This is a genomic window from Luteirhabdus pelagi (genome assembly GCF_016827595.1).
GTDB lineage: Bacteria > Bacteroidota > Bacteroidia > Flavobacteriales > Flavobacteriaceae > Luteirhabdus > Luteirhabdus pelagi.
On the sequence record NZ_JAECMS010000002.1, the window covers coordinates 497,263 to 523,569 of the forward strand.

General features: G+C 41.2%; 21 protein-coding genes. 10 read left to right on the forward strand and 11 right to left on the reverse strand.

The genetic code is table 11. The annotated features are described in order from the left end of the window. Window positions 1–2: 2 nt before the first annotated feature. From I4Q58_RS07120 to I4Q58_RS15725, 5 genes are all read right to left on the reverse strand, one after another. The gene (locus I4Q58_RS07120) at window positions 3–848 is read right to left on the reverse strand and encodes an alpha/beta hydrolase family protein (protein ID WP_203295199.1); all 846 of its coding nucleotides are present in this window, start codon (window positions 846–848) and stop codon (window positions 3–5) included. Beyond that, window positions 845–3,571 carry a PD-(D/E)XK nuclease family protein gene (locus tag I4Q58_RS07125; protein ID WP_203295200.1) on the reverse strand — a complete coding sequence of 909 codons (2,727 nt, stop codon included), beginning with the start codon at window positions 3,569–3,571 and terminating at the stop codon, window positions 845–847. Before I4Q58_RS07125 ends, I4Q58_RS07120 begins: the two co-directional genes overlap by 4 nt. 63 nt (window positions 3,572–3,634) lie before the next feature. After that, the gene (locus I4Q58_RS07130) at window positions 3,635–5,053 is read right to left on the reverse strand and encodes an OmpA family protein (RefSeq protein WP_203295201.1); all 1,419 of its coding nucleotides are present in this window, start codon (window positions 5,051–5,053) and stop codon (window positions 3,635–3,637) included. Between the two features lie 125 nt (window positions 5,054–5,178). Next, complete coding sequence (gene kbl, locus I4Q58_RS07135) at window positions 5,179–6,375, reverse strand: glycine C-acetyltransferase (RefSeq protein ID WP_203295202.1); 1,197 nt, start codon at window positions 6,373–6,375, stop codon at window positions 5,179–5,181. A 15-nt stretch (window positions 6,376–6,390) separates the two neighbouring features. Further along, window positions 6,391–9,543, reverse strand: coding sequence for a UvrD-helicase domain-containing protein (locus tag I4Q58_RS15725; RefSeq protein WP_203295203.1), 3,153 nt, complete (start codon window positions 9,541–9,543; stop codon window positions 6,391–6,393). 167 nt (window positions 9,544–9,710) lie between these two features. Here I4Q58_RS15725 and I4Q58_RS07145 point away from each other — a divergent pair, with 167 nt between their 5' ends. Together I4Q58_RS07145 and I4Q58_RS07150 are read left to right on the forward strand one after the other, a co-directional pair. Continuing rightward, window positions 9,711–10,319 (forward strand): superoxide dismutase, encoded by a 609-nt coding sequence (locus I4Q58_RS07145; protein ID WP_203295204.1) that lies wholly within the window; start codon window positions 9,711–9,713, stop codon window positions 10,317–10,319. 1,027 nt (window positions 10,320–11,346) lie between these two features. Next, complete coding sequence (locus tag I4Q58_RS07150; protein WP_203295205.1) at window positions 11,347–11,625, forward strand: hypothetical protein; 279 nt, start codon at window positions 11,347–11,349, stop codon at window positions 11,623–11,625. A gap of 750 nt (window positions 11,626–12,375) precedes the next feature. Here the strand turns inward: I4Q58_RS07150 and I4Q58_RS07155 are convergent. The 4 genes from I4Q58_RS07155 to purN form a co-directional block, all read right to left on the reverse strand. Beyond that, window positions 12,376–14,274, reverse strand: a complete 1,899-nt coding sequence (locus I4Q58_RS07155; RefSeq protein ID WP_203295206.1) for an amidophosphoribosyltransferase — start codon at window positions 14,272–14,274, stop codon at window positions 12,376–12,378. 47 nt (window positions 14,275–14,321) lie between these two features. Continuing rightward, a complete protein-coding gene (locus tag I4Q58_RS07160; protein WP_203295207.1) occupies window positions 14,322–15,245 on the reverse strand; it encodes a PfkB family carbohydrate kinase in 924 nt (307 codons plus the stop codon). A gap of 94 nt (window positions 15,246–15,339) precedes the next feature. Then, window positions 15,340–15,987 carry a ribonuclease H1 domain-containing protein gene (locus tag I4Q58_RS07165; protein WP_203295208.1) on the reverse strand — a complete coding sequence of 216 codons (648 nt, stop codon included), beginning with the start codon at window positions 15,985–15,987 and terminating at the stop codon, window positions 15,340–15,342. Continuing rightward, window positions 15,980–16,633 (reverse strand): phosphoribosylglycinamide formyltransferase, encoded by a 654-nt coding sequence (gene purN / locus I4Q58_RS07170; RefSeq protein ID WP_203295209.1) that lies wholly within the window; start codon window positions 16,631–16,633, stop codon window positions 15,980–15,982. Before purN ends, I4Q58_RS07165 begins: the two co-directional genes overlap by 8 nt. Before the next feature lie 176 nt (window positions 16,634–16,809). Here purN and I4Q58_RS07175 point away from each other — a divergent pair, with 176 nt between their 5' ends. From I4Q58_RS07175 to I4Q58_RS07200, 6 genes are all read left to right on the forward strand, one after another. Next, window positions 16,810–17,046, forward strand: a complete 237-nt coding sequence (locus I4Q58_RS07175) for an acyl carrier protein (protein WP_093141106.1) — start codon at window positions 16,810–16,812, stop codon at window positions 17,044–17,046. Window positions 17,047–17,057: 11 nt separating this feature from the next. Then, window positions 17,058–18,311: a beta-ketoacyl-ACP synthase II gene (gene fabF, locus I4Q58_RS07180; RefSeq protein WP_203295210.1), complete on the forward strand. Its 1,254-nt coding sequence runs from the start codon at window positions 17,058–17,060 to the stop codon at window positions 18,309–18,311. A gap of 9 nt (window positions 18,312–18,320) precedes the next feature. Further along, window positions 18,321–19,064 carry a ribonuclease III gene (gene rnc, locus I4Q58_RS07185; RefSeq protein ID WP_203295211.1) on the forward strand — a complete coding sequence of 248 codons (744 nt, stop codon included), beginning with the start codon at window positions 18,321–18,323 and terminating at the stop codon, window positions 19,062–19,064. 108 nt (window positions 19,065–19,172) lie between these two features. Further along, on the forward strand, window positions 19,173–19,664 hold the full coding sequence (locus I4Q58_RS07190; RefSeq protein WP_203295212.1) for an IPExxxVDY family protein: 492 nt from the start codon (window positions 19,173–19,175) through the stop codon (window positions 19,662–19,664). Continuing rightward, on the forward strand, window positions 19,665–21,095 hold the full coding sequence (gene pyk, locus I4Q58_RS07195) for a pyruvate kinase (RefSeq protein ID WP_203295213.1): 1,431 nt from the start codon (window positions 19,665–19,667) through the stop codon (window positions 21,093–21,095). A gap of 79 nt (window positions 21,096–21,174) precedes the next feature. Further along, window positions 21,175–23,070 carry a T9SS type A sorting domain-containing protein gene (locus tag I4Q58_RS07200; RefSeq protein ID WP_203295214.1) on the forward strand — a complete coding sequence of 632 codons (1,896 nt, stop codon included), beginning with the start codon at window positions 21,175–21,177 and terminating at the stop codon, window positions 23,068–23,070. A gap of 55 nt (window positions 23,071–23,125) precedes the next feature. Here the strand turns inward: I4Q58_RS07200 and I4Q58_RS07205 are convergent, their stop codons facing one another. Next, window positions 23,126–23,896, reverse strand: coding sequence for an SH3 domain-containing protein (locus I4Q58_RS07205; RefSeq protein ID WP_203295215.1), 771 nt, complete (start codon window positions 23,894–23,896; stop codon window positions 23,126–23,128). A 94-nt stretch (window positions 23,897–23,990) separates the two neighbouring features. Beyond that, window positions 23,991–25,094, reverse strand: coding sequence for a DNA polymerase IV (dinB, locus tag I4Q58_RS07210; protein ID WP_203295216.1), 1,104 nt, complete (start codon window positions 25,092–25,094; stop codon window positions 23,991–23,993). Window positions 25,095–25,158: 64 nt separating this feature from the next. On the opposite strand from dinB, the gene I4Q58_RS07215 reads away from it, so the two are divergent. Then, window positions 25,159–25,815, forward strand: a complete 657-nt coding sequence (locus tag I4Q58_RS07215; protein ID WP_203295217.1) for an NAD(P)H-binding protein — start codon at window positions 25,159–25,161, stop codon at window positions 25,813–25,815. A gap of 11 nt (window positions 25,816–25,826) precedes the next feature. Beyond that, window positions 25,827–26,306, forward strand: coding sequence for a CYTH domain-containing protein (locus tag I4Q58_RS07220; RefSeq protein WP_203295218.1), 480 nt, complete (start codon window positions 25,827–25,829; stop codon window positions 26,304–26,306). The last annotated feature ends 1 nt before the right edge of the window (window position 26,307 follow it).

The window sequence follows — 26,307 nt, forward strand, 5'->3', positions numbered from 1 at the left end:
ACTTATTGTTTTAAAAAGGAAATGGAGTAATGAATAACTTCTTCAATGGCCTTTGAAATTTTTGTATCATTCCAAGGATGTTTGGTATTGAAAACATGGTTGGCATCCTCCACCAACATCAATTTGCTGTTAGGATTCCATCTGTGAAGTGCTTTTGCTTCCGATTGATCAACAGTGGGATCATCTTTTCCATGAATGATAAGTTGTGGAATTTTGAGGTTTTCAACGGCACGACGAATCGTCAATCGTTTTTCATTCGCTTCAAAATCTTTGTAGAATTGAAAGTGATGTGGCATCTGTTGTTTAGTACGACCGTTTTGGACGTATTTCACACCCGATTCTTTCCATTCCTGAAATTCTTCAGAACCAATGTTAAACCGAACCTTATAATCGCTAACGCCCGCCCAAGTGATCACTTTGTGAATGTCTTCATTTTCTTCAGCTTTGATCAGTACTATCCCACCGCCTCGGCTATGTCCGATTAACGAAATCTTCTCCATATCTATCGAGATCGGGAGCTCGTTTGCTGATACGCTATCAAGAACACGTTGCAAATCCTCTAATTCGAGACTATAATTATTTTCAGCGAACGCCTCTAAATCTGGAAAATCGATGGGTTCTTCCACCGTTCCACCATTATGTGAAAAATTGAATTTTAGAAATACAAAACCAGCCTCAGCAAAAGCTTCAGCGACTAAATGCCATGCCCCCCAATCCTTAAAGCCTTTATAGCCGTGACAAAAAATGACCAAGGGTTGAGGATTCTCTTTTTCAGTATAATAAAGGTCATATACAATCGGTTTTTTGCCATCGTGTTGCAGTACGGAATTCAATTCTTTTTTTATCATACAATTTCTTTTTCGGTGAAGGGAAGATTGGGATTCATTATCTCTTCAATTAGTTGAAATAAGATTTGCTCGAAGTCGGAGAATACATCGGTGTCGATTGTCGTATTTTTAGTCCTGCTTCTCAGTGAAGATTTTGTGGCGAAGGGAAGGAAACCGCTTCCAAGGTTTTTAAAAGAAATAACGCCTGCTTCAACCTCGGGGCTTGGTGCGATATCGTGTAGGACATACGCATACGCCAGTACCTGAAACGCTTTGCTGTATTTATAGTCTTCTTTCAACAATTCCCAGTCATGGATTTCCACTTCACCTTGAGAAACCGATCCCGTTTTATAATCGATGATACGTTTTTTACCGTCAAATTCATCGATACGGTCTACTTTACCCTTCAACCGCACGGGGAAGTCTAGTGAAGGGATATCGAGTGCAATGTCAAGGTTGCTTTCTACTGAAATGAGTCGAATGGAGTGTCCTTTTCGAAGTAAATCAATTTCACTATGAATAAAGTTTTCAATATAACGTTTGGCTACTTCGAAGATGATAAGATTCTTCCCTTTGTTGAAAGTTCCTTCCTTGAACGTATTTTGAAACTGATGTATAACCTCTTTTTCAATTTTATTGAAAAGCCCTTTTAATAGCGATTCGGTAAGTTCCGTTTTTTCAAATTGCTTGTACAATTGCTCTAGCGTGTCGTGGATGATCGTGCCCAATGTATTGGCAGCAACCGTTTCTTCGACCTCAACATTTTCCGAAACACGAAGGACACGCTCGTAATAGAAATCGATTGGATTCCGAATGTATGCGGTTAGGGCGGAAGGAGAGAAGCCTTTGGCGGCAATTTCCTTTAACCGTTCGATTACCTTAGGCGTTTTCTGAATAATTTTCAGTTCCGTATCTGGAATTTCAACCGTTGGCGCCACCACCGTATGTTGAAGATTGTGTGCTGGGGGATGATTGATTTCAAGTTGTAATAGGAATCGACTTTTCTCGCCTATGGAAACACCTTCCGAATAATTACTATAGAGGCACGTTACTTTTTTAGCACGATGTAGCATATGGTAAAAATGGTAGGCATAAATCGCGTCCTTTTCGGTATAGAGTGGTAATTCAAAGGTTTGTTTTAAATCGTAGGTAATAAAAGACGCATTCGACTTTCCTGTGGGAAGAATACCTTCATTTACCGAGGTTATGATAATGTTTTCGAAATCGAGCACCCGCGTTTCCAAGACACCCATGATCTGTAATCCATCGTAAGCATCTCCTTGCAGATCCAGACTAGTAGTTTGCGCCATTTCAATGAACAGTTGCTGAAGCTGTTTTATATTCTCGATGTGCTGATAGTTGGAGTTTAATGAAATGAGTTTTTCAAAAATTTTATAAAGCTCATATAGTACGATTCGCGTGATACGATCTCCACCTATTCTATCTTTTAGTGCAAACACTAGTGATTGGTAATTTGCTAATGCTTGTTTGGGTGATGACTCTTTTTGAAATAGAAGTGTTAGGAATTTATGGTCTTCTTGATTTGCCATTGAATACAACTCCTGAAGCGTTAGATGCGTTTTATTGTTGTGAACAATGGTATGCTGAATGGTCTCCGCACTATTTAGAAGCTTGTTGCCCATCGGATGTTGTAATATTGATAAGATATCTTTATAGTAAAAGGAATCTTCAGGCAGCGCATGAAGATGCAGTACCATTTCAAAAAAGACGTAGGCAGGAAAACCTCCGATAGGAACTCCCATTGTTACATTCACTGATGGAATGTTCTCCGGCAAAGAATGGAGAAGTGGTAGGAGTAATGCTTCGTCTCCTAGAACGATTGCAGTTTTCGAGAGTTCCTTTGTTGGGATTCCTTCCAATAATGAACCTATATATTTGGCTTGTCCGATATTTTTTGGAACCTCGACCAATGAAATATCTTTCGGTTTAGTATAGTGGTTCTCGATACCTTCAAAGGAATGTTGCTCATAATACTTCCAGTTCTTTCGATAGTTCCGAAGGAAATAGGAGGCGCTATGTGAAAAGTCCTGCATAAAGTATTCGTCTGTATCCCAATATACTTCTGCGTTGCCGTAATTCAGCAAGGTTTGAAAAATATGCTGCTCTGCTTTATTCAGCGCGTTGAAACCTATAAAGACATGTGGTGTTTCCTTGTTTCTTATTGAATAAGTATCGACGGCTTCTGCAGCTTTTCGATAAACTAATCCTTGATACCCAAACCCGTTATCTGTCAAATTTTTCTTAAGTACACTATATGTTTTATGAAGGTTATCGAAAAAGGCGAGATAGTTTTCGATAAGAGGTGTAGGTTCTTCATCCATGGTCCAACGCTCCAATGCCTTAATATTTCTGAGATAACTGAAGAATTTTTCTTGTGGCACTAAGTGCCTATCTATTTCGTTGAAATCGTTCAGTAGGGTGGTACCCCAATTGCTAAAACTTTCAAAGGCTTCTTTTTCTTCTTTCGAATCAGTTTGAAGATAGGCTTCATAGGCGTGAAAAAGAAGTTCTAGGTTGGGAAGTATGCTAAGACCTGAAAGTGTCTCGATGAATTCTTCAATACTGATAATTGTAGGGGCAAATGTAGTTTGATGCTGCGCTCTTTTGAGGTACTGTTTTAAAAAGCCACCAGCGCGTTTACTGGGAAGAATTAACACCAAATCGCCAAGCGAGGAATGCTTTTGTTGAAGTTTGGCTATGGTTTCCTCGAGGAATGTTTGCATTCCCTAAAAATAAAAAACGCCCTTGAATTTCAAGGGCGTTTTCTCAACTATTACGTTCGTGATTTACTGATCTTTTTTCAAAGAAATTTCAACACGACGGTTTTGTTGTCTTCCGGCAGCTGTATTGTTAGTAGCTACTGGTCTTTCTTCACCATATCCTTCAGAAGTCAAGCGGTTTGCTGGAATTCCGATAGTGGTCAAATAGTTCATTACAGAAGCAGCTCTTTCTTTAGAAAGCTTCATGTTATAAGAATCACTACCACGGCTATCCGTGTGACCTTCAATATGGAATGTAGTGTTAGGATATTCTTTCATGATATCAGCAATATTCTGAAGTGCCTCGTAAGACTCTTGACGAATTGAAGCTTTATCATAGTCGAACAAGATTGTCTTAGAGTACTCATTCAATTGGTTGATAACCTCAACAGTTACTTCAGGACATCCGTTGTTTGCAACAGTTCCAGCTACGTCAGGACATTGGTCGTCTTTGTCAAGTACACCGTCTCCATCGCTATCTGGCCATGGGCAACCGTTGTTTGCAGCAGGTCCAGCTTCGTTTGGACACTCATCTTCAGCATCAGTGATACCATCACCGTCAGCATCTGGACAACCATTCAATGCAGCTACACCAGCAACAGTAGGACACTCATCCTGAGGATCAGCAATGCCGTCACCGTCAGTATCAGGACATCCGTTAAACTCAGCAGTACCTGGAGTTTGAGGACATGCGTCATTACGATCTTCGATGCCATCACCATCGGTATCAGGACATCCATTAAACTCAGGAAGACCTGGTGTTTCTGGACATTCATCGTCTTGATCGTAGATACCATCACCGTCAGTATCTTTACCACCGAATTTAAATACAACACCGGCAGAGTGTTGGAAATGACGGATGCCATAAGAATCTTCGAAAGAGTGCTTATAAGTAGTCTGTAAGTTAACAGCTATATTTTCAGCCAACCAAATACGTAGACTTGCAAGACCGTTAGCAGTTCCAAATCCGATATCATCTACCCAAGTATAACCACCACCTATACCAAGAGATGGATCAAACCAGCCACCAGGCCCGTTAATTAAGTCACGGAAACTGTATTTGATTTCACCATCGGCTGCATAGTAAGAAAGATCGTCAACTTGCGCATCACCTAATTGATCAATTCTATTAATTGTACCTACTGCATTGAAAGTGAATCCGCTTCCAATATAGCGACCGATAGCAATTTTAGAAACTGAAGGAAGGATATTCCAGTGATCGTTTACGTTATAAAATTCTTCAAAGTAGTCGCCCCTAACTTGTAGGTTTTCTCCCCCTTGCATAATTCGAAGTGGTAATCTACCATCCTCCGTACCGGCTGGGAAAACGTCAACAGCGTTGACACCAACCTCAAAAGCCCAAGGGTTGTTTTCGTCTTGTGCATTCGCCACACCAACCGCTAAGAACAGGATTGCAATGGCCAATAAACTGTTAAGATGTTTCATATTCGATTGTTTAATTTTTAAGTGTTAATTAGAGCAAAAGTAAGTTGTTAAAATAAATAAACAAAGTCAAATCTATTAAAATTTTCCCAAACAGACAGCGCTTATCGCCTAAATTATCAAGGTTTTCAGTCTATCACGCTTAACTTTTTGCCCACTTTTATAAAGGCCTCAATGGCCTTATCTAAATGTTCTTTTTCATGTGCTGCGGAAAGCTGAACTCGAATACGTGCTTTCCCTTTTGGAACTACGGGATAGAAAAACCCTATAACATATATGCCCTCTTCCAATAACATATCTGCCATATCCTGAGAGAGTTTCGCGTCATAAAGCATTACGGGTACAATGGCAGAATCGCCATCAATGATGTCAAACCCGGCTTCATCCATCTTAGCCTTAAAATATCGTGTATTTTCCATTACCTTATCGCGTAATGCAGTATCGTTTTCCAACATGTCGAATACCTTAATAGAAGCACCAACGATCGCTGGAGCAAGAGAGTTAGAAAAAAGATAGGGGCGTGACCGCTGACGAAGCATTTCAATTATTTCCTTTTTACCAGTCGTATATCCTCCCATGGCACCTCCAAGGGCTTTTCCTAATGTTCCGGTTATAATGTCGATACGTCCCATTACGCCCTTTTCCTCTAGCGTGCCGCGTCCTGTCTCGCCTATAAAGCCTGTTGCGTGACATTCATCAATCATAACCAAAGCATCATGCTTATCTGCCAAGTCGCATATTTTATCCAAAGGCGCTACTAATCCGTCCATTGAGAAAACACCATCAGTTACAATCACCTTAAACCTAGCTCCTTCTTCATTAGCAGCGATAAGCTGCTTTTCCAAATCGTCCATATTTCCATTCTGATAGCGATAACGCCCCGCTTTGCATAAACGAACCCCATCAATAATGGAGGCGTGGTTCAGTGAATCGGAAATAATAGCATCCTCTTTCGTAAGCAATGGTTCAAAAACGCCACCATTCGCATCGAAACAGGCTGCATACAAAATAGTATCCTCTGTCTGATAGAAATCGGCTATTTTTTGTTCCAGTTCCTTATGAATATCCTGTGTTCCACAAATGAATCGAACCGAGGACATTCCAAATCCATGTGAGTCCAAGGTGTCTTTCGCGGCTTGAATTACATCTGGATGTGATGAAAGTCCTAAATAATTATTAGCGCAAAAATTAATAACTTCCTCACCGGTCGATATTTTGATGACCGCATCTTGTGGTGACGTAATAATCCTTTCTTTTTTGAAGAGACCATTGTCTTTAATTTCTTCTAATTCTTGTTGTAAATGTTGTTGTATTTTTCCGTACATCTTCGGTAATTTTTGTTAGTTTTCTTGTAGTGTGATTGAAGCTTCTTTACAATACAGCAAAATTTTTCTTTTTACGTGATACCCCATTTCCGAAAGTGCTTCAGCATACAAAGCTATTTGTCGGTTATGTGAAGCCTGGGGATCTCCTGTTTTATAATCGATTAGCGTTACCGTATTTCCTGAATGAATATTTATCCGGTCGGGACGTAATATATCACCACTTGCCGATAGTATATCACGTTCACATAACACCTCATCTTCACCTGTAAATAATGGAGCAAGATCTGGATGCGACACGATCGCGTTTGCTGTTTTTGAAAGAGCTTCTCGAGTTTCTTTTGGAAAAATACCCCTTTTTTCCAGCATAGCCAATTCTTTATCGACATCTTTCGATTCCTTAATAGTCGCCATAAAATCGTGCAAATAATTACCAGCAACAATCGATTTCTGTACTTCACTGTCCCACAGCAAGGCATCGGTTGCCACCAAGCTTAGGTTATGTTGTTGGGGGGAAACGCTATTATATAGGGGTATAAGTGAAGTAATGGCCGATTTATTTGCTTCCGTTATTTTTCTCGGCTGAAAAGAACCATATGCGTAAACTGATTCTTCTTTCCGCCATCTTCCATCTTTGGATAAAAAGCTGGCTAACAAATCGGGAAACGATTTGGGCATCCCCAAATTCTTTTCATTGGGTTTTTGCGTGAAAATATATAATTGATCAACAGCACGTGTCAATGTAACATATAACAAATTGATCTGATCCATCTCTAAGGTACTTCGCTTTTGCTCATACAGTACTTCACCTACTTCACCGAAATGTGCCACATCCTTATTAAAGTTGATCTGTAATTCTTTAAAACCGAATTCCTTTTTGTCTAATGGATACCAGATCTTCCCCTTTCGCTCATTGTATAAGTCTGTATCGGCAAAAGGATATAACACAATTGGAAATTCTAGTCCCTTTGCCTTATGAATGGTCATAAGCTGCACTGCATCCAAACTTGAAGAAGTGGCGATGCTGGCCTTTTCCTTTTTTTCTTCCCAATACTCTAAAAAGGCTTGTTTGGAAGCTTGTGGTTGTTGCTCAAAATCGTGAACCAGATCCATAAAACCGAAAAGATAGGCGTTTGAGGTTCCCGAGAGACCGACATTCCTAATAATATATTCGAAGGTTTCATATAAGGAGAACTGATGAATTTTTTCTGGTGAAATGGCAATGCCTAATTCTTCAAAAGTCGTCGTAGGCGATTGGCTTCTATCGAAAAAGGATAGTAGAAAATCGTGTTGTGACGCTTCAGGTTGAAGTTGTTCATAAAGAAAATCCAAGAAGCGAAGTAAGGCTACTTGATCCTTATCGTTTAGGCTCCACTGTAAAGCAGCCATCAGTCCCTGCACAATAGGAGAGGCAGAAAGCAATAACGTGTCTGGTGAAACTACCGGAGTTCCTTCCGTTGCTAATACTTCACCAATAGCGGCCCCATCCTTTTTCTTTCGTGTAATAATGCAAATATCCCGTTTCGAATAGCCTGCATCCAAGACCTTGGCTATTGTCTTCAGAATACGCGCTGCATATTCTTCCGTTTGGATGTCTTTAGTATCATTTTCAATGAAATTCAGTTCCACATAACCGTCTTTCAATGTATTGGATAGCTGACGGTTCCCTTCAATATATAATTGCGTATGCAGATCACTGGCAAAGACCTCTGAGGCGTACGTAAAAAGCGAATTGTTAAAATGCACAATCTCTTCCCGACTTCGCCAATTTCTGTCCAATTGCTTCACCTCCTTTGAAATCGGAAACGGGTTATGGTCGCCATATAGCGCCATGAACTGCTCTGGCCAACCACCGCGCCAACGATAAATGGACTGTTTAGCGTCGCCAACCAATAACAGCGAACCGGTCTGTCCAGCTGGATACTGCTGTGTAAGGGCGTTTCCTATCAGCGGTACCAAATTGTCCCATTGCATTTTTGAAGTATCCTGATGCTCATCGATAAAAAAATGCCGGTACTTTTCACCCATACGTTCATAGATAAATGGTGCGGGTTGATTTTTAATCTCCTTATGTATTAAGGTGTTGAAATCGGAAATCGGTAATAGGTTGCGTTCTTCCTTGATAGCATCGAACTCCTGTTGCACGAGCTGAATGACCGACAGTGGAATCAAGTTTTTTAATAGTGAACCGTATAGCTCGTATTTCCTGACGCGCTGCTGAATATCAAGATATTGTTGCAGAAGAAACGGATGCAACCCATCGATAGCGGCTGCTGTTGAAGCATCGGTATCTTTTTTATATAGGTTTTTCGAGCTGTCCTCTAGTTGCGATTGAAGCGTATTGGTATAAAGCCCTTTTAATTCTTTTGCCTGAACCTTTCGAAAGTGGTTGGGAAGCGTCTGACGAGGAAAGGCCGTTTCGTCAATCCCTTCGATTGAAATCTTATGAAGGGTTTCAGTCGCTAGTTGAACTATTTCAGCTTCTAATGCTTTTGATTGTTTTTGAAGTTTCGTTTTAAGTGAAAGAAAGTCACTAAGCTTATGTGCTCGTAGCGTTTCGATATGGCTGCGCTCGTTTTCATCTACAAGTAAATGTGCAGCTTCGGAAATATCACGTGAAATATCCCAGGATTTATCATCATCGGTTTTTTCCAACGCATATTGCAACAATACGTTGGTAATATCCGAATCTTCACCTGCCTTGCTTATCAACGCATCGGTTGCTTCCCGTAAAAGTAAATCTGTATCTAATGAAACTTCAAAATTGGAAGAGAGTTTCAGGTCGCGTGCGAATGTTCTAAGTAGTTGGTGGTTGAAGCGATCGATTGTTTCAACACTGAAATGTGAATAATGATGTAATAGGTGCTTCAGTATAGCTTGTGCTCGTTGTTGAAGGGTTTCGGGAGCCTCCCCCAATTCTGACGCAAGCGTAACCAACATCGGGTGTTTTTCGTTTTCGTTCGACACTGAAGCGAAATCGACTAATGTTGAAATGATACGCGCCTTCATTTCACCTACGGCTTTATTTGTGAATGTGATGGCCAAAAGGTATTTATAGTAACTCGGTTGTGACGAGCGAAGGATAGTACCTAGATATTCCTTTACAAGCGTATAGGTCTTGCCACTTCCTGCAGAAGCATTATATATGGTAAAAGGAATAGATTGCTGCACGCTAGTTTTTTCATAAAAGTACCAAAATACAGTCGCTTAGCAATTCATCATTGAAATTATCTATGAATGAATAAAAATCTTATAAATTTTATAACAGTAAATGGAGTGGGTATTGGCTATTTTTGAAGTAGTTAAACTGAAATAAAAACCAAAAAAACATAATAGATATGGCTTTTGAACTACCGAAATTACCCTACGCGCATGACGCGCTTGAACCGCACATCGATGAGCGAACCATGAAAATTCACCATGGTAAACATCATCAGGGGTATACCGATAAATTAAATAACGCAATCGAAGGAACCGATTTAGAAGGAAAGACTATTGAAAATATCCTATCAAATTTGGATATGGATAATACAGCTGTTCGAAATAATGGTGGAGGATTTTACAATCACCGTCTGTTTTGGGAAGTAATGACACCAAATGGTGGTGGAGAGCCTTCTGGCGACTTAGCTACGGCAATTAATAGTGCTTTCGGAAGTTATGCTGACTTCAAAGAGAAGTTTTCAACTGCTGCTAAAGGACAATTTGGATCTGGATGGGCGTGGCTTTGCGTTCATGATGGAGGTAAAGTTGAAGTATGCTCAACCCCAAATCAAGATAACCCATTAATGCCAGGTGTAGGATGTGGAGGAACACCAATTTTAGGAATAGATGTGTGGGAACATGCATACTATCTAAATTATCAAAACAAACGTCCAGATTATGTAAGTGCCTTCTTTGAGGTCATTAATTGGGATGAAGTATCGAAGCGATACGAGCAAAACAAATAATTTTCCCTACACTATTTAAATTAAAACCCGCTGATCAATCAGCGGGTTTTTCATTTTGATACCCTGTTCACATTTTAAAAACAGTACCCATAAAATCCTTATATCCACCCGTTGCACGAACGTTATATTGGAATTAATGTCCATGCGCCCGACTACCGCCTGCCTGTCGGCAGATAGGGCAGGCGGGCACTAGTTGCGCATGCGCTTGAATGCAGTTAGCGATGTGGGTAATAAAAAGGTTTGTATTTCTAAGGGGATTTCGAACGACTCACCACACTAAATTTTCAATAGTAAATGGGCAATCGGTCAAACGAGCGTTCAAGGGGGAGGGAAATGGTTCTCTATTTTCGGCAGTGTCTCAAAAAAGCTCACCACCCCGTTTTATTTGGGGAAATGCCTGCCTGCCGTAGGCACGGAAAAAAGGCGGAAGAGTGTTCGGGAGAGAGAGGATGAACGGTTTACTTTTCATAGCGTTGTCTTGAAGAACTCACCACACTAAATTTTCCACACTAAATGGGCAATCAGTAAACGGGCGTTCAAAGGTGAGAGAAACGGTTCGCTATTCTCGGCGGTGCCTTGAAGAACTCACCATATTAAATTTTCCATACTAAATGGGTAATCGGTAAACGAGCGTTCAAGGGAGAGGGAAACGGTTCGCTATTTTCGGCAGTGCCTCAAAAAGCGCACCACCCCGTTTGATTTGGGACGAATAAAAAAAGGCGAACGAGAGTTCACCTTTTTTTGCCCCAAATCTACCATGAACTTAACCTACTTATGCTATGGTATGGTTCAAATATAGAACAAGGATTTGATGATGTGCTAAACTTTTAGATGAATAACAATAATATTCGTTGAAAAACGCTATATATTTTGTCAAATACATATTTTTGAGATGATTTATAAACACGGATATATTTGGGAATAACTATAATTTAGCACTTTGTAATGTTACCTAAATGTAAATTTAACGTTAAGCAACGGTAAATTTTGTATCTTTGGTCATTACAACTCATTAAATGAATGAATTATGAAGAGAGATGAGCAGGTATATGAACTCAAAATAAAGTATACACCTATTCGCGCGAACGGGAAGAATCCTATTCGCAATAAAGTACGTAAAAAAACGAAGCGACTGTATGTTATAAGCACTCCCGATACAATTCAAGATAAAATCAAGGAATTGGAGTTTTCTTTTGAAAACTATGAACGCTGGGAGCGAAAATCAATAATCAGCCAGTGGTACCATAGTTTGAAGAACTTCGGAAAGCGATGTAACCGTACCTATTATACTGTATTACGCTCATAGTCATTGTGTAACGTAAAAGTAGTAAGAGGAGTTTCCGGTTTAAGGAAACTCTTTTCTTTTTCATAGTCTATATGCTCACCTGCTGCTAGGGTAAAAGTCAACTGTCCTAATGCTAAGATTGAATCAAGTCCATGCGCATTTAGTGCGTATGGACTTGAATGTGGTTCACTGTTCTAGACACTATCTCGAAAAGCTCACCACACTAAATTTTCCATACTAAATGGGCAATCGGTCAAACGAGCGTTGAAAGGTGTAGAGAAACGGTTCGCAATTCTCGACGCTGTCTCAAAAAGCTCACCACCCCGTATGATTTGGGAAATGCCTGCCTGTCGTAGGCATGGAAAAAGGGTGGACGAGTGTTCAAGGGGAAAGAAACGGTTCGCAATTCTCGACGCTGTCTCGAAAAGCTCACCACCCCATTTGATTTGGGGAAGATGCCTGCCTGCCGTAGGCATGGAAAAAAGATGGACTAGCGTTCGGAATAAAGGATAAACGGTTCACTGTTCTCGACGCTGTCTCGAAAAGCTCACCACCCCATGTGATTTTGGTCAAATGAAAAAAGGTGAACGAGTGTTCACCTTTTTTGCCCCAAATCTTACCATGAACTTAACCTACTTATGCTATGGTATGGTTCAAATATAGACGATATTTCGAAACGATTTTAAGGCTTTTCCTACTTTTAGACCAAGTGAAAAATAAAATCGTTCAAAAGCTTAAATGTTAAGGTTATTAAGAAAAATTTAACAAAATTTAATAAGCTCGCTCTGGATTTCCTTCGAAGAAATGTACGTAAGCCCGGTTTACCACTTTCTTACCGCCATTTGTTGGATAATCTCCAGTAAAGTACCAATCCCCTAAGTTTTTCGGGCACGCCTCATGAAGATCGTCAACCGTTTGGAAAATCAACTTTACTTTTGCATTAATACCTTGACCGCCGATAATTTCAGCAATTTTATCCGAAATCTCCTGATCGCTGAAAGGTGCATATAATTCCTTTACGTGATTGACGCGATCGCCTTCGGTTTTAGCAATTTCAGCTTTTGCCCTATGATATATTTCTTCGACAATATCGTAAGTACCTCTGTCTTTATGAAGTGCCAAGGCTGCTTGGAAGGCTACCAAATCCTCCAGCCGCGCCATATCGATTCCGTAGCAGTCGGGATAGCGAATTTGAGGAGCAGAGGATACCACTACGATTTGCTTCGGATTAAGACGATCCAACATTTTCAATATACTTTTCTTCAATGTTGTACCGCGAACAATACTATCATCAATAATTACCAAATTATCGCCAGGCTTCACCACACCATAGGTAACATCATAAACGTGCGCTACTAAATCGTCGCGACTACTATCTTCGGTAATAAAGGTGCGAAGCTTTACATCCTTAATCGCGATCTTTTCGGTTCTAATTTTATGTTCCTGAATCTGAAGCAATCGCTCGTTGGTAAGATTGCCTTCTTCCTTCAGAATGGCTTCATTTTTCTGCTTATTCAGCTCGTTTTGCGCAGCATCTAGCATTCCATAGAAGGAGGTTTCAGCAGTATTCGGAATAAAACTGAAAACGGTATTCTCTGTATCATAATCAATTGCCTTCAGCACGCGCGGCATTACCAATCGACCTAATTCTTTCCGCTCCTGATAAATTTCAGCATCGTTCCCGCGAGAGAAGTAGATTCGCTCGAACGAACAAGACTTGCGCTCCAATTCTTTTTGAATGCGTTTATGCGAGACATTGCCATCCTTCTGAATAATCAACGCATGACCCGGTTTAACCTCTTTGATTTCTTCAAAGGGAACATCAAAAACCGTTTGAATTGCAGGACGTTCCGATGCTACCACTACTATTTCATCATCTTTATAGAAATAGGCGGGTCGAATTCCTGCTGGATCGCGAAGTACAAAGGCATCTCCATGGCCAAGTAGTCCCGCCATGGCATACCCGCCATCCCAATCGCGTGCCGATTTCTTCAATATCTTAGAGACACTCAAATGCTCCACGATATAAGGAGAAGCTTCGCGCTTATTCATTCCTGCCTTCTTCGCTTTCTTATAAAGTTTACGCACCCCTTCATCCAGAAAGTGCCCAATTTTTTCCATTACCGTTATGGTATCAGCCTTTTCCTTGGGGTGCATGCCCAAGTCGATCAAATTGTTGAACTGCTCGGTCGTATTGGTCATATTAAAGTTCCCGGCAATGATCAAGTTCCGGTGCATCCAATTATTTTGACGAAGGAAAGGGTGGACGTTTTCAACAGAATTGATACCGAAGGTTCCGTAGCGAACGTGTCCCAAAAACAATTCGCCGATATAAGGGATGTTCTTCTTCTGAGCCGCAACATCGTCCTTGTATTCTGGATGTTCCTGAAAAGTCTGATTGATACGTTCGTTTATCTGCGCGAAAATATCCTGTATGGGTTGCGATTTATTAGAGCGTACGCGACTGATGTACCGTTCGCCTGGATCGACATCCAGTTTAATACTGGCAAAACCAGCACCATCCTGTCCACGGTTGTGCTGTTTCTCCATCATTAGGTACATTTTATTCACGCCATAAAAGGCCGTTCCATACTTTTCTTTATAGTATTCCAACGGCTTTAATAATCGGACCATGGCTATGCCACATTCATGTTTTAGTGCGTCGCTCATAATGAAAACGTTCCATCAAAAACGCCCCGACTAAGCAGGGCGAAAGGTTATGTAATTTCTATATCAAATTGTGTTAAGTCTTGGAATTGCTTCAAGCGCCGCTGAATCTCCTTTTTGGAAACATTTAGCAGTCGCTCCGTGCCGAATTTTTCAACACAGAAAGAAGCTAGGGCAGAACCGTAAATTATCGCATTCTTCATATTCTCGAAACTGTAGTCGCCTGTCTTCGCCAAATATCCGGTGAAGCCACCCGCAAAGGTATCGCCGGCACCTGTAGGGTCAAAGACTTCTTCCAACGGAAGGGCAGGAGCAAAAAATACTTCTTCTTCATGAAACAATAAGGCGCCATGTTCGCCTTTCTTAATGACCACATAATCAGGACCCATTTCCATGATTTCCTTAGCCGCTACTACTAAGGAGTACTCTCCTGTAAGCTGACGTGCTTCCTCATCATTAATAGTTACTACATTTACTTTCGAAATGACCTGTTTTAGTTCTGAAAGAGTGTTATCCATCCAAAAATTCATCGTATCTAATACGATAAGCTTCGGATTATTCATTTGTTCAATAACACCTATTTGGACCATAGGGTGAAGGTTTCCGAGCATGACTACTTCCGCATCGGCGTAATCAGAAGGTACTTTTGGGTTGAAATGTTCCAAGACATTTAATTCTGTTGCCAATGTATCCCTCGAGTTCATATCGTTGTGATACTTCCCGCTCCAAAAGAAGGTTTTCCCCTCTTCAACTATTTCAAGACCTTCTATGTCAAGGCCATTGTTTTCTAGCATGGCGATATAATCTTCTGGAAAATCGCCACCTACAATTGAAACGATAGCACCGTCTGCGTTGAATTTGGAAGCTGCCAAGCCAATATAGGTTGCGGCACCGCCCAAAATCTTATCGGTTTTACCAAAAGGGGTTTCAATAGCATCGAAAGCAACGGTTCCAACGATAACAAGTTTACTCATAGTAGGGTGTTAGAATGAGGGTGCAAATTTATGGAAAATAAATGGTATTAAAAGTGTCTTTAACAGCGCCTTTGGGCAGTAATGTTGCTATATCCTATTTCCTTCCAAAATCGGCAGGAATTTCTCCCCATGCCTTCGTTTCCCATTTAACAACAGTGGTGGTGTAGGTATGGGTCTTAAGCCATTGCTCGGCGCGGTCGACCAATTCGAAAATCGCTTTATTACGTTGGGTGCGTTTCAATTTAGTGTTGCATTTCTTCTTACGAACCCATCCCATGGCTATGCGTGAATCGCTATATAGAATCCGATCGCTCTTTTGCTTTTTTAAGAAAGCCAAACCGTGAACCAAGGCTAAAAACTCGCCAATATTATTGGTACCCTGTTGAAACGGTCCTTGGTGAAAAAGCTGCTTACCCGTTTGGGTATCGACCCCTCGATATTCAACTTTTCCTGGATTTCCACTACTGGCCGCGTCTACCGCAATGCTGAAAAGATTAGGCTCTCCAATCTTCGCACGCTGTGCTGCGGTAAGGGATTTCCCCTTTCTTTTGGAAGTCGATTTACCCTTGTAATCCTTATACTCCTTATTGTACGCTATCTTAGCTTCCTTTAAACTATCAAAACTCTTGTACTGCGCTCCTGAAACACCAGCGATAGCTTTCTTACATTCTGCCCATGTGTTGAATATCCCTGTCGGATTTCCAAACCATACCACATAATATTTTTGTTTTTTCTTAGCCATCCTTAGAAGTGTTTTGGTCTCTATCCTTTGAAGGAGGGTGGATGTCATCCTTGCGTGTGTGGGAATCGCTTCCCGAATGATCCAACAATAATTTTTCAATTATTTGTGGAAGATATTCATACTCCAACTCATGCACTTTCTGTGCCACTGTATCAGGGGTGTCTTTAGGTGAAAGGGACACTTTTTTCTGTGCAATGATAGCGCCTTCATCATAGGCTTCATTTACATAATGGATGGTGATTCCCGTTTCAGCTTCCTTATTTTCTACAACCGCTTTATGAACGTGTTTTCCATACATCCCTTTTCCCCCAAACTTAGGAAGTAAGGCAGGGTGAAGATTGATGACTTTATAAGGAAAGGCATTCAACAGTTTCGTTGGAAATATCCATAGAAATCCTGCGAGTACAATAAGATCAGGATTAATTTTCTGTAACGTCTTCAACACAAAATCAGTATCATATAATTGCTCTCTATTGAAGCATAAGGTTTTGATATTGTGTTTTTTAGCCTTTTCAAGTACCTTGGCACGTGGCTTGTTTGTGAGCACCATAGAAACCTCTACAATTTTGGACTGTTTGAAATATTGAATGATATTTTCAGCATTCGAACCGGTTCCGGATGCAAAGATTACAATTCGCTTCTCCATGTTGAGATTGAGAGGTTTTAGGAAGTAGTATAAAATAAATCACAAAAGTAAGGCAATAACAGGTTACTTCCCCTAAAAATTTGTTACATTGGTAAGCACATTTCAGTGCTAAAATGATGTTTTAAATTAAAAAATTTTATTTTTGCCACTTAATTAAATTCTAAAAAACTAAGATTATGTCAGACATTGCATCAAGAGTAAAAGCAATTATCGTGGACAAATTAGGCGTTGACGAAAACGAAGTTGTTAACGAGGCGAGCTTCACCAATGACCTTGGGGCCGACTCCCTTGATACCGTTGAGCTTATCATGGAATTCGAAAAAGAATTCGATATCCAAATTCCAGACGATCAAGCTGAAAATATTGCAACCGTAGGTCAAGCTATTTCCTACATCGAAGAAGCAAAAAAATAAAGCTACCCTTTATGAGTCTTAAGCGAGTTGTAGTTACTGGTCTTGGTGCCCTAACCCCCATTGGAAATACACTTCCCGAATATTGGGAAGGATTGAAAAATGGCAAAAGTGGCTGTGCACCTATTACCTATTTCGATACTGAAAAGTTCAAGACTAAATTCGCTTGCGAACTAAAGAATTATAACCCACAAGATCATTTTGACAGGAAAGAGGCCCGGAAACTGGACCGCTTTGCGCAATACGCCCTAGTTTCTTCTGATGAAGCCATTGCAGATGCAGGCATTAATCTGGATGAAGTAGACAAGTTTCGTGTTGGCGTTATTTGGGGTGCCGGAATCGGTGGCTTGGAGACCTTTCAAAATGAAGTGATCAATTTTGCAGAAGGGGATGGAACACCACGTTTCAACCCCTTCTTTATTCCTAAAATGATCGCAGATATCGCCCCTGGTAATATCTCGATCAAACATGGATTTATGGGCCTGAACTATACAACCGTTTCGGCCTGTGCCTCCTCTGCCAACGCTATGATCGATGCGCTTAACTATATTCGGTTAGGCCATTGCGATGTGATTGTAACAGGAGGAAGTGAAGCTGCCGTTACCCAGGCGGGAATGGGAGGCTTTAATGCCATGCATGCCCTTTCAACAAGGAATGATAGTCCTGAAACTGCTTCCCGACCTTTCGACGCTACACGCGATGGATTTGTGTTGGGTGAAGGTGCTGGAGCCTTAATTCTTGAAGAATACGAACACGCAAAGAAGCGTGGGGCTAAAATTTATGCAGAGGTTGTGGGTGGTGGAATGTCAAGTGACGCCCACCATATGACGGCACCGCATCCTGATGGAATTGGCGTGGAACGCGTGATGCTTAATTGCCTGAACGATGCCAATATGAAACCAGAGGATGTAGATGCTATCAACACGCACGGTACCTCAACACCTTTGGGCGATGTTGCCGAACTAAAGGCTATTACCAGCGTATTCGGGGAACATGCCAAAGATATTAATATCAACTCCACTAAGTCGATGACGGGTCACTTACTCGGAGCAGCTGGAGCCATCGAGGCTATTGCTTCCATTTTAGCGATGGAGAACAGTATGGTACCTCCAACGATTAACCACACGACGGTCGATGAGAACATCGATTCTTCCCTAAACCTTACCTTAAACAAGGCACAAGCTCGGGAAATTAAAGTAGCCATGAGCAATACCTTCGGGTTCGGAGGTCATAATGCCTGCGTGCTCTTTAAAAAATTAGAGGAATAACCCATGTAAATGGCATCTATTAAAGACATATTTCATCCTCGTTCCCATTCGGACGGGGATTTTTTTATGGCAATGCGAAGGATTCTTGGTTTTAAACCCAAGGACATCACGATTTATGAAGAGGCCTTCACCCATCGTTCCATGAATGAAAAGGACAAGAAAGGCATTCCACAGAACTATGAACGCTTAGAATTCTTGGGAGATGCCATGTTGGGTTCAGTCATTGCCGCACACCTTTTTAACGAAGTGCCCGATGGCGATGAAGGCTATCTAACCAAGATGAGAAGTAAGGTGGTGAGTCGGGAGCATTTAAATGAATTGGGCCGTGACTTAAATTTGATCAGTTTTCTAAAAACTTCAATTCCACTAACTCAGTTTGGAGGAAATATACATGGAAACGTTTTTGAAGCCTTGATCGGAGCGATTTATCTCGACCGTGGCTTCAAATATTGTGAGAAATTCATTCATAAACGTGTCATTCAGCCTTATGTGGATATCGAGCGATTGGAAGGAAAAGTCATCAGTTACAAAAGTCTCTTTATCGAATGGTGCCAAAAGAATAAAACCTCCTTTAAGTTCGATACTTTCGAAGACACAGGTGCCGATGAGGTAAAACACTTCGGTGTACGATTGTTGCTTTCGGGTGAAACAGTGGCGCGAGCACGAGCTACTTCGAAGAAAAAGGCGGAAGAAAGAGCTGCAAAACGAGCATATTACAAGTTTCAACAAGAAATAGATACGGAAAACGCCTAATACTTTTCAACCGAAAACGTTTTCGGTTTTATTTTTCATACAGAAATAACCCAAGCCTATAGGGGTTCTGCCACACAATCCGTATTTTTAGATGGAATAAGAATAGGTATGGGCTTACATAAACTGGTGCTGGATGATGATTTAGGTGAAACCTTTTCCTTGGTTGCTATCCACTGTAGTGTAGAAGCATATAAAATGGGCTTTCTGCTAAACAAATTCGCAAACCTGAACCTCACTAGAAGTCGATTGGACCTCGACTTTTCCAAAGATGGACTTGAAGTGATGTTTCCCTTGTTTCAATTTTACGACAGCAACCGATACATTCAGTACCATCTGGTAGCCAATATCTGTCAGTCCGTCACCGCCCGATTAGCGGCAAGTGGAGGCTTGTTTTCAGAGGAACGATCAGAACAGCAACAATTGCATTATTTGATGCCGGATTTCAAGAAAGTGGATTATTTTCTAAAGCTTTCTTCCGATGGAGATATGGTTCCCTTACGGAAACTGCTCTTGGAGATAAATGAAATACCTGCCGTTATATCGGCTTACCAAATTCAAGCAGAAAATTTAAAATACAAACAGAACTTAATCTTCGAATAGATGCCAGTACAAAAAAGAACCAAAATAGTAGCCACTTTAGGCCCTTCTACTTCAAAAAAAGCGGTCTTGCGCGATATGATAAAAGCAGGGGTCGATGTTTTTAGGGTTAATTTTTCCCATGCTGATTATGAGGATGTGAAGGAACGCATTAAAATGATTCGTGATTTAAGTGAAGAAATGGGGTATACGCCTGCTATTCTTGCCGATCTTCAAGGTCCGAAATTGCGCGTTGGCATGATGAAAGAGGAAGTAGTGGTAAGCAAAGGCGATAAAATTCAGTTTTGTACGGGAACCGAGTTTGAAGGCACTGCTGAAAGGGTCTATATGAACTACGACCAATTCCCGAAAGATGTGAACCCAGGTGAACGCATCCTCCTAGACGACGGTAAACTCATCTTTGAAGTACTCGAAACCAACAAAAAGGATACCGTTACAACCAAGGTTGTGCAAGGTGGTCCGCTGCGCTCGAAAAAGGGAGTTAATCTTCCGAACACCAATATTTCCTTACCAGCCTTAACACCAAAAGATAAAAAGGATGCCATTTTTGCTGTTAGCCAAGAAGTAGATTGGATAGCTCTATCATTTGTTCGACATGCAGGCGATTTAAAGGAATTACAGGCCATCATCGAAGCCCATAGCGAGTATAAAATTCCAATTATCGCCAAGATCGAAAAGCCAGAAGCGGTTAAGAATATCGACAAGATTGTAGCCTATTGCGATGGATTGATGGTAGCACGTGGCGATTTGGGTGTGGAAGTGCCCCCAGAAGAAGTTCCCTTAATCCAAAAGGAATTAGTGCTTACCGCCAAGCGCGCCAGAATTCCCGTTATTATTGCTACTCAGATGATGGAAACCATGATTCAATCGCTTACGCCAACGCGTGCCGAAGTGAATGACGTAGCCAATAGTGTCATGGATGGAGCTGATGCGGTAATGCTGAGCGGCGAGACTTCGGTTGGAAAATATCCGGTAGAAGTCATACGGACGATGGCCAATATATGCAAACGGGTAGAAAATTCAGCTCTGATTACAGTGCCCCATCATCCACCGCATGTTCGTACCAATCGTTATATCACCAAATCGGTTTGTTATCACGCTGCTATCATGGCCAATGAAATTGAAGCCAAAGCAATTTGTACACTCACCAACAGTGGATATACGGCGTTTCAAATTTCAGCATGGCGACCCGATGCTCATATTTTGGCCTTTACTTCCAACAAACGTATTCTGGCACGCCTGAATCTACTCTGGGGTGTGAAAGCGTTTCACTATGACAAATATGTTAGTACCGATGAAACGGTAGATGACGTTAACAAAATAGCTAGAAACCGTGGCTATGTAAAAAAAGGTGACTATCTCGTGAACCTTGCAGCCATGCCTATTGCCGATAAGGGAATGGTGAATACGTTACGGGTTTCGTTGGTGAAATAATCAAACTTTAATTCTCTCCGACTGCTAACACTTTTGAATTCTTTCGATGTAATGATAGTTATTAACCAAAACAATCATTATGAATCGAAATGTATATCTCTTATGTATGCTGCTGCTAATCAGCTTGGTTAGCATTGCACAAACTGCAACATTTATAGGAGGAGGATCCGACAATAAGTGGCGGACAGCACAGAACTGGGATACTGGAACCATTCCTGGGCCTTCTACAGATGTTATCCTTCCTGCGGGTTCCAGTTCTGAAATTTTCGGCTTTGTTACCACGCTTCAAGTTAATTCGATTACTATACAGGGAGATGCCCTGTTAACCGTTTCTGGGCTTTGGGGTATAAATGAAGCCTCAACCGTCGGTTCAAATGCAACGATTAACTGGAATGCGGGAACATTACATGGTCCTGGGACCCTACTTAACGAGGGTACTATTGCCCATGCAACGGTAAGTACGAAAACGGTTGAGGAAACTGCGACCATTCAAAACGAAGGCGATTATATACTCCCTGGCTCTTCTGGCGACTTTTTGATTGAAGGTTTATTCGAAAATACAGTAGATGGTACGCTCTTGGCTTCAGGTAACCCAAGACTTATTAACTCCACAACGTTCAACGGTATTTTTCTGAATTTTGGCCGTATTGAAACGACAACAGGCCTTAGTTTACTTATTACATTCGAAAATGAAGAAGGAATATTTGACATCCAATCTGGGACATGTATTATCAACGATCCGGATTCAAAATTGAATGGAGGTGAATATACGATTGCTGCCGGGGCTGAAATGCAATGGATTGGAGGGACAACCGAATTGTCGGGAACCCTTTCTGGAACCCTTATGGGACCCCTAAATTGGTTTGGGAATGTGATTGTACCCACCACTGCAATTATAAATTTTGATGGTGACGAAACCCTTCACTGGAAAGACAATACCCTTGGAGGCGGAGGAACCTTATTCCTTGATAGCCCACTGGCGCTTGACAATGGTACCGATGGCATTATTGAAACTACTACGTTAGAAAACCGAAGTGTAATTGAATTGAATAGTATGTTGCAAATAATAGATGGGACACTTTTAAATACTACTGAAGGAATTATAAACTTTAATACAAGCTCAAGTGTGAGCACCTCTGGTTCGGCAGCAACCCGCGAACTAGTGAATGAAGGACTTATTCTTAAGAATTCCTCTGGAATTACACCCATAAACAGCGTAACCTTTGAAAATGGAGGAACCCTGGATATCGCTGAAGGGACGGTTTCGGTTAATTCAACTCTAGGTTTTCAAAATAGACCGGAAGGAACTGTGAAAGGAACGGGAGCCCTTACCATTACCGCCAATACGCCCATGAGCAACGAAGGCACCTTCGCACCCGGTGCTTCGCCAGGAATATTAACCTTTAATGGCGATTTCGATAGTGAAGCTTCTGCAGTACTCCAGGTAGAGTTGGACGGACTTGAGCAAGGGGATGATTACGACTTACTTGAAATTACTGGTAATGCTGATTTCCAAGGAACTGTTGACGTACTTCTCGGTTTTGAGCCAGAAATTGATGATGAATTTATTGTGGCTACCACTACAGGTACCATAACGAATTGTGATTTACCTTCCACCGTTACAGGAAATTTCAACAATCTGGAGTATACCTTTACGGTGGAATGTAGAAATGATAATGAAGTGGTATTGACTGCCGAATCCTTCATTTTAGGAAATGCGGAAAATGAATTTTCAAATAGTGTTGAAGTTTATCCTAACCCAACATCAGATTGGCTTCATGTTACTTCCAAGAAGGGTGATGCCATCGATTCTATTTCAGTATTCAGTATTGAAGGAAAGCTTTTGAAAAATCAAACGTATTCATCTTCGATGGAAACTGTCAATATCAATATGCAAGCCCTTCCGAGTGGCATCTATTTTGTAACCATTTCTTCAAAAGAGAAACAAAGCACCAAACGCTTTATAAAGCAATAACAAAAAAACCCCTGCCAACAGCTACGGCAGGGGTTTTTTGCTTTTTCAAAGAAATCTATTCGGTCTTTTCTGTTTTTTCAAGAACCATGCTATCATCATTTTGTTGAATGGTGATAATATATGAATAGCCCTTCGCTTGGTAATCGTATTCAATTTTTTCTAAAGCGTCGTTGGTACGAAATACTTTTAAATCGCTAGTAGTAACATCCTTTGGTTTCTTCGTGTCGGCAACCGTTTCTTCTGGAGATCCCTTTGGTTCCGGAAAGGCAAAATGCTTTGGGATACCGTACAATTCCGTAGCGATAAAAAAGGCTTCATGCCAGCTCTTGGTCGGTAATTTCAAAGTCGAAGTATTCGTAGGGCTACTCGCTGTACCGCCGTTACTTTCAGAATACTCGACTTTTGAAAACTGCGCTTTCAATTCTTCAGCATATACCTTTGGTTTAATATCTTCCTCGGGCGGAAAAAACTTCGATAAATACCCATTAAAAGCGTAGCCAGTCTTATGGTTGAATTCCACTTCGTGCATGCCGCCTTTAATTCCGGCTACCGTCATGGTTTCCTTGGTTTCAGGGGTAACGATTTTCACTTTCGTACCATACGGCATAACGGCTAGTTTTTCACTGTTCAAATTACCGTGTTCTCGTAAACTCAAGCCACTGGGAGCCGTTACATATAAAAACTCGACCGTTTCCGTAGTTTCCTTTTCAACTACGGCCATGTCGTTTTCGGTGGATTGAACTTCGGTTTTTGATTTGTCGTCGTTGCAGGCGAAGAATGCTGTGGCAGCGACGGCTAAGACTAATACTCGGATTACTTTTCTCATGATGATAGCGTTTTAGGTTATTAATAAAATAAAGAAAAGTAACAGTGTGCCATAAGGTTTACGAATAGTTTAATACTTTGGAAATGTTGAAAAGCTAGAACTGCAACTTCAATTGTACATCGATACTATCATCGGCATCGGGCTGTTCTTTCTTTTCTTCGTTGTTTAGGTTCGATAAAGAAATTCCCAATAATCGAACCGATTCTTTCATTTTTTGCTGAAATAACAAATCTTTAACGTGTTCCATCAATAATTCTTTGCTAGAAATATAAAATGGTAACGTTTTGCTACGCGTTTGTTGTGTGAAATCGCTATACTTTATTTTTAGCGTGATGGTTCTTCCGGCCACCTTACTCTTTTGAAGTCGGCGTTCAACCTCTTCAGCGATATCCTGCAATCTCTCGAGCATAAAGATTTCTGATGAAATGTTCTCGGAGAAGGTTCGTTCAGCGGCCAACGATTTGCGGGTGCGTTCGGGCTTTACTTTGCTATGGTGAATGCCGCGCACAATGTTGAAGTAATGGGCGCCGCTTTTTCCGAAGTGTTCTTCAAGAAATTCAAGCGATTTTCCTTTCAGATCGGCACCGGTGAAGATGCCATGCCGATACATTTTTTCCTTGGTTACTTTTCCAACGCCATAGAATTTTTTGATATCCAATTCCTCTAAAAACGTTTGAACTTCCTCGGGTGGTACCGTTTTCTGTCCATTCGGTTTGTTGATATCGCTCGCCACTTTTGCAATAAACTTGTTGATGCTTATGCCTGCGGAAGCATTCAACCCCGTTCTTTTCTTAATTTCAGCACGAATTTCTTGGGCGATTAAAGTAGCGCTAGGATTCCCTTTTTTATTTTCGGTTACGTCTAGATAGGCTTCATCTAACGATAATGGTTCCACCAAATCGGTATATTCAAAAAAGACCTTTCGAATCTGCGCTGAAATCTCTCGATATCTGTCGAAGCGTGTTTTTACAAAGATGAGGTCGGGACAAAGCTTCTGTGCTAATCGACCGCTCATAGCCGATCGAACCCCGAATTTTCGTGCCTCATAACTAGCCGCGGAAACCACGCCCCGAGTGCTTCCACCCCCAACAGCGATGGGTTTTCCTACCAATTCAGGATTATCCAATTGTTCAACTGAGGCGTAAAACGCGTCCATATCGACATGAATAATCTTTCGGATGGGAATCGATTCCGGCATAGTACAAAATTACTACCTTTAAGCATAGGAAAAGAAAGTCGAATTCGTTTCAATTCAATTTAAAATGTCAAAAACCGCAATTCTCTTAGGAGCCACCGGACTAACCGGCTCGTATCTTCTTGAGCGACTGCTAAAAGATCCCGATTGCAGCAACATTATCATCTTTGGGAGATCTTCGGTGAACGTTTCCGACCCTAAGATTGAAGAGCATCTTATCGATATGTTCGAATTGGAGCAGCATGGTGAAACCTTTAAGGGTGATGTTGTGTTTTGTTGTATTGGAACCACAAAGGCCAAAACGCCCGATACGGAAACCTACCGAAAAATAGATTATGGCATTCCTGTAACCGCTGCCAAGCTTTCAAAAAAGAATGGGATCGAAAGGTTTATAGTGGTTTCAGCCCTTGGCGCTGATGTTGATAGTAGAATTTTCTATAATAAGGTGAAAGGCGAAATGGAACGCGACGTGCTTCAGCAAAACATTTCAAACACCTATATTCTGCAACCTTCATTAATTGGAGGAGAACGCGAAGAAAAACGAACGGGGGAGCGTATCGCAAAGTTTTTTGCGGGATTATTCGATTTCCTAATTCCGAAGAAATACAAAATGATTCACCCAAACAACATTGCGAATGCTATGCACTATTTGGCGAAAAACAACTTCGCCGAAAAAAGGGTATCTTCGGCTGATCTTCGCGATTTAGCGAAAAAACCATCCTAATTTGAACCGTTTTGCAGGAAATTGAGCGTAAATTTTTAGTGTTGAATACCGATTTTAAGGAACAGGCTTTTGCCTCTCGTCGGATTACCCAAGGCTTTCTAAATACCGATCCTGAACGGACAGTTCGGGTTCGAGTCAAGGGAAATGAAGGGTTTATCACGGTGAAAGGTATTGGAAACAAGTCGGGAACGACGCGTTTTGAATGGGAAAAGCAAATTACGGTCAAGGAAGCTAAAGCCTTGTTGGAGCTATGTGAAACGGAAATTATTGACAAAACCCGGTATGAAGTGAAGGCCGGAAACCATATTTTTGAGGTAGATGAATTTCATGGTGAAAATGAAGGCTTATTCGTAGCAGAAGTAGAGCTCTCAAAAGAAGATGAAACCATCGTTTCGCCAGATTGGTTGGGGGAAGAAGTAACTGGCGATTCAAAATATTACAACGCCCAATTAAGCAAAAAACCCTATTCCAAATGGAATGGGAGCAAGTAAC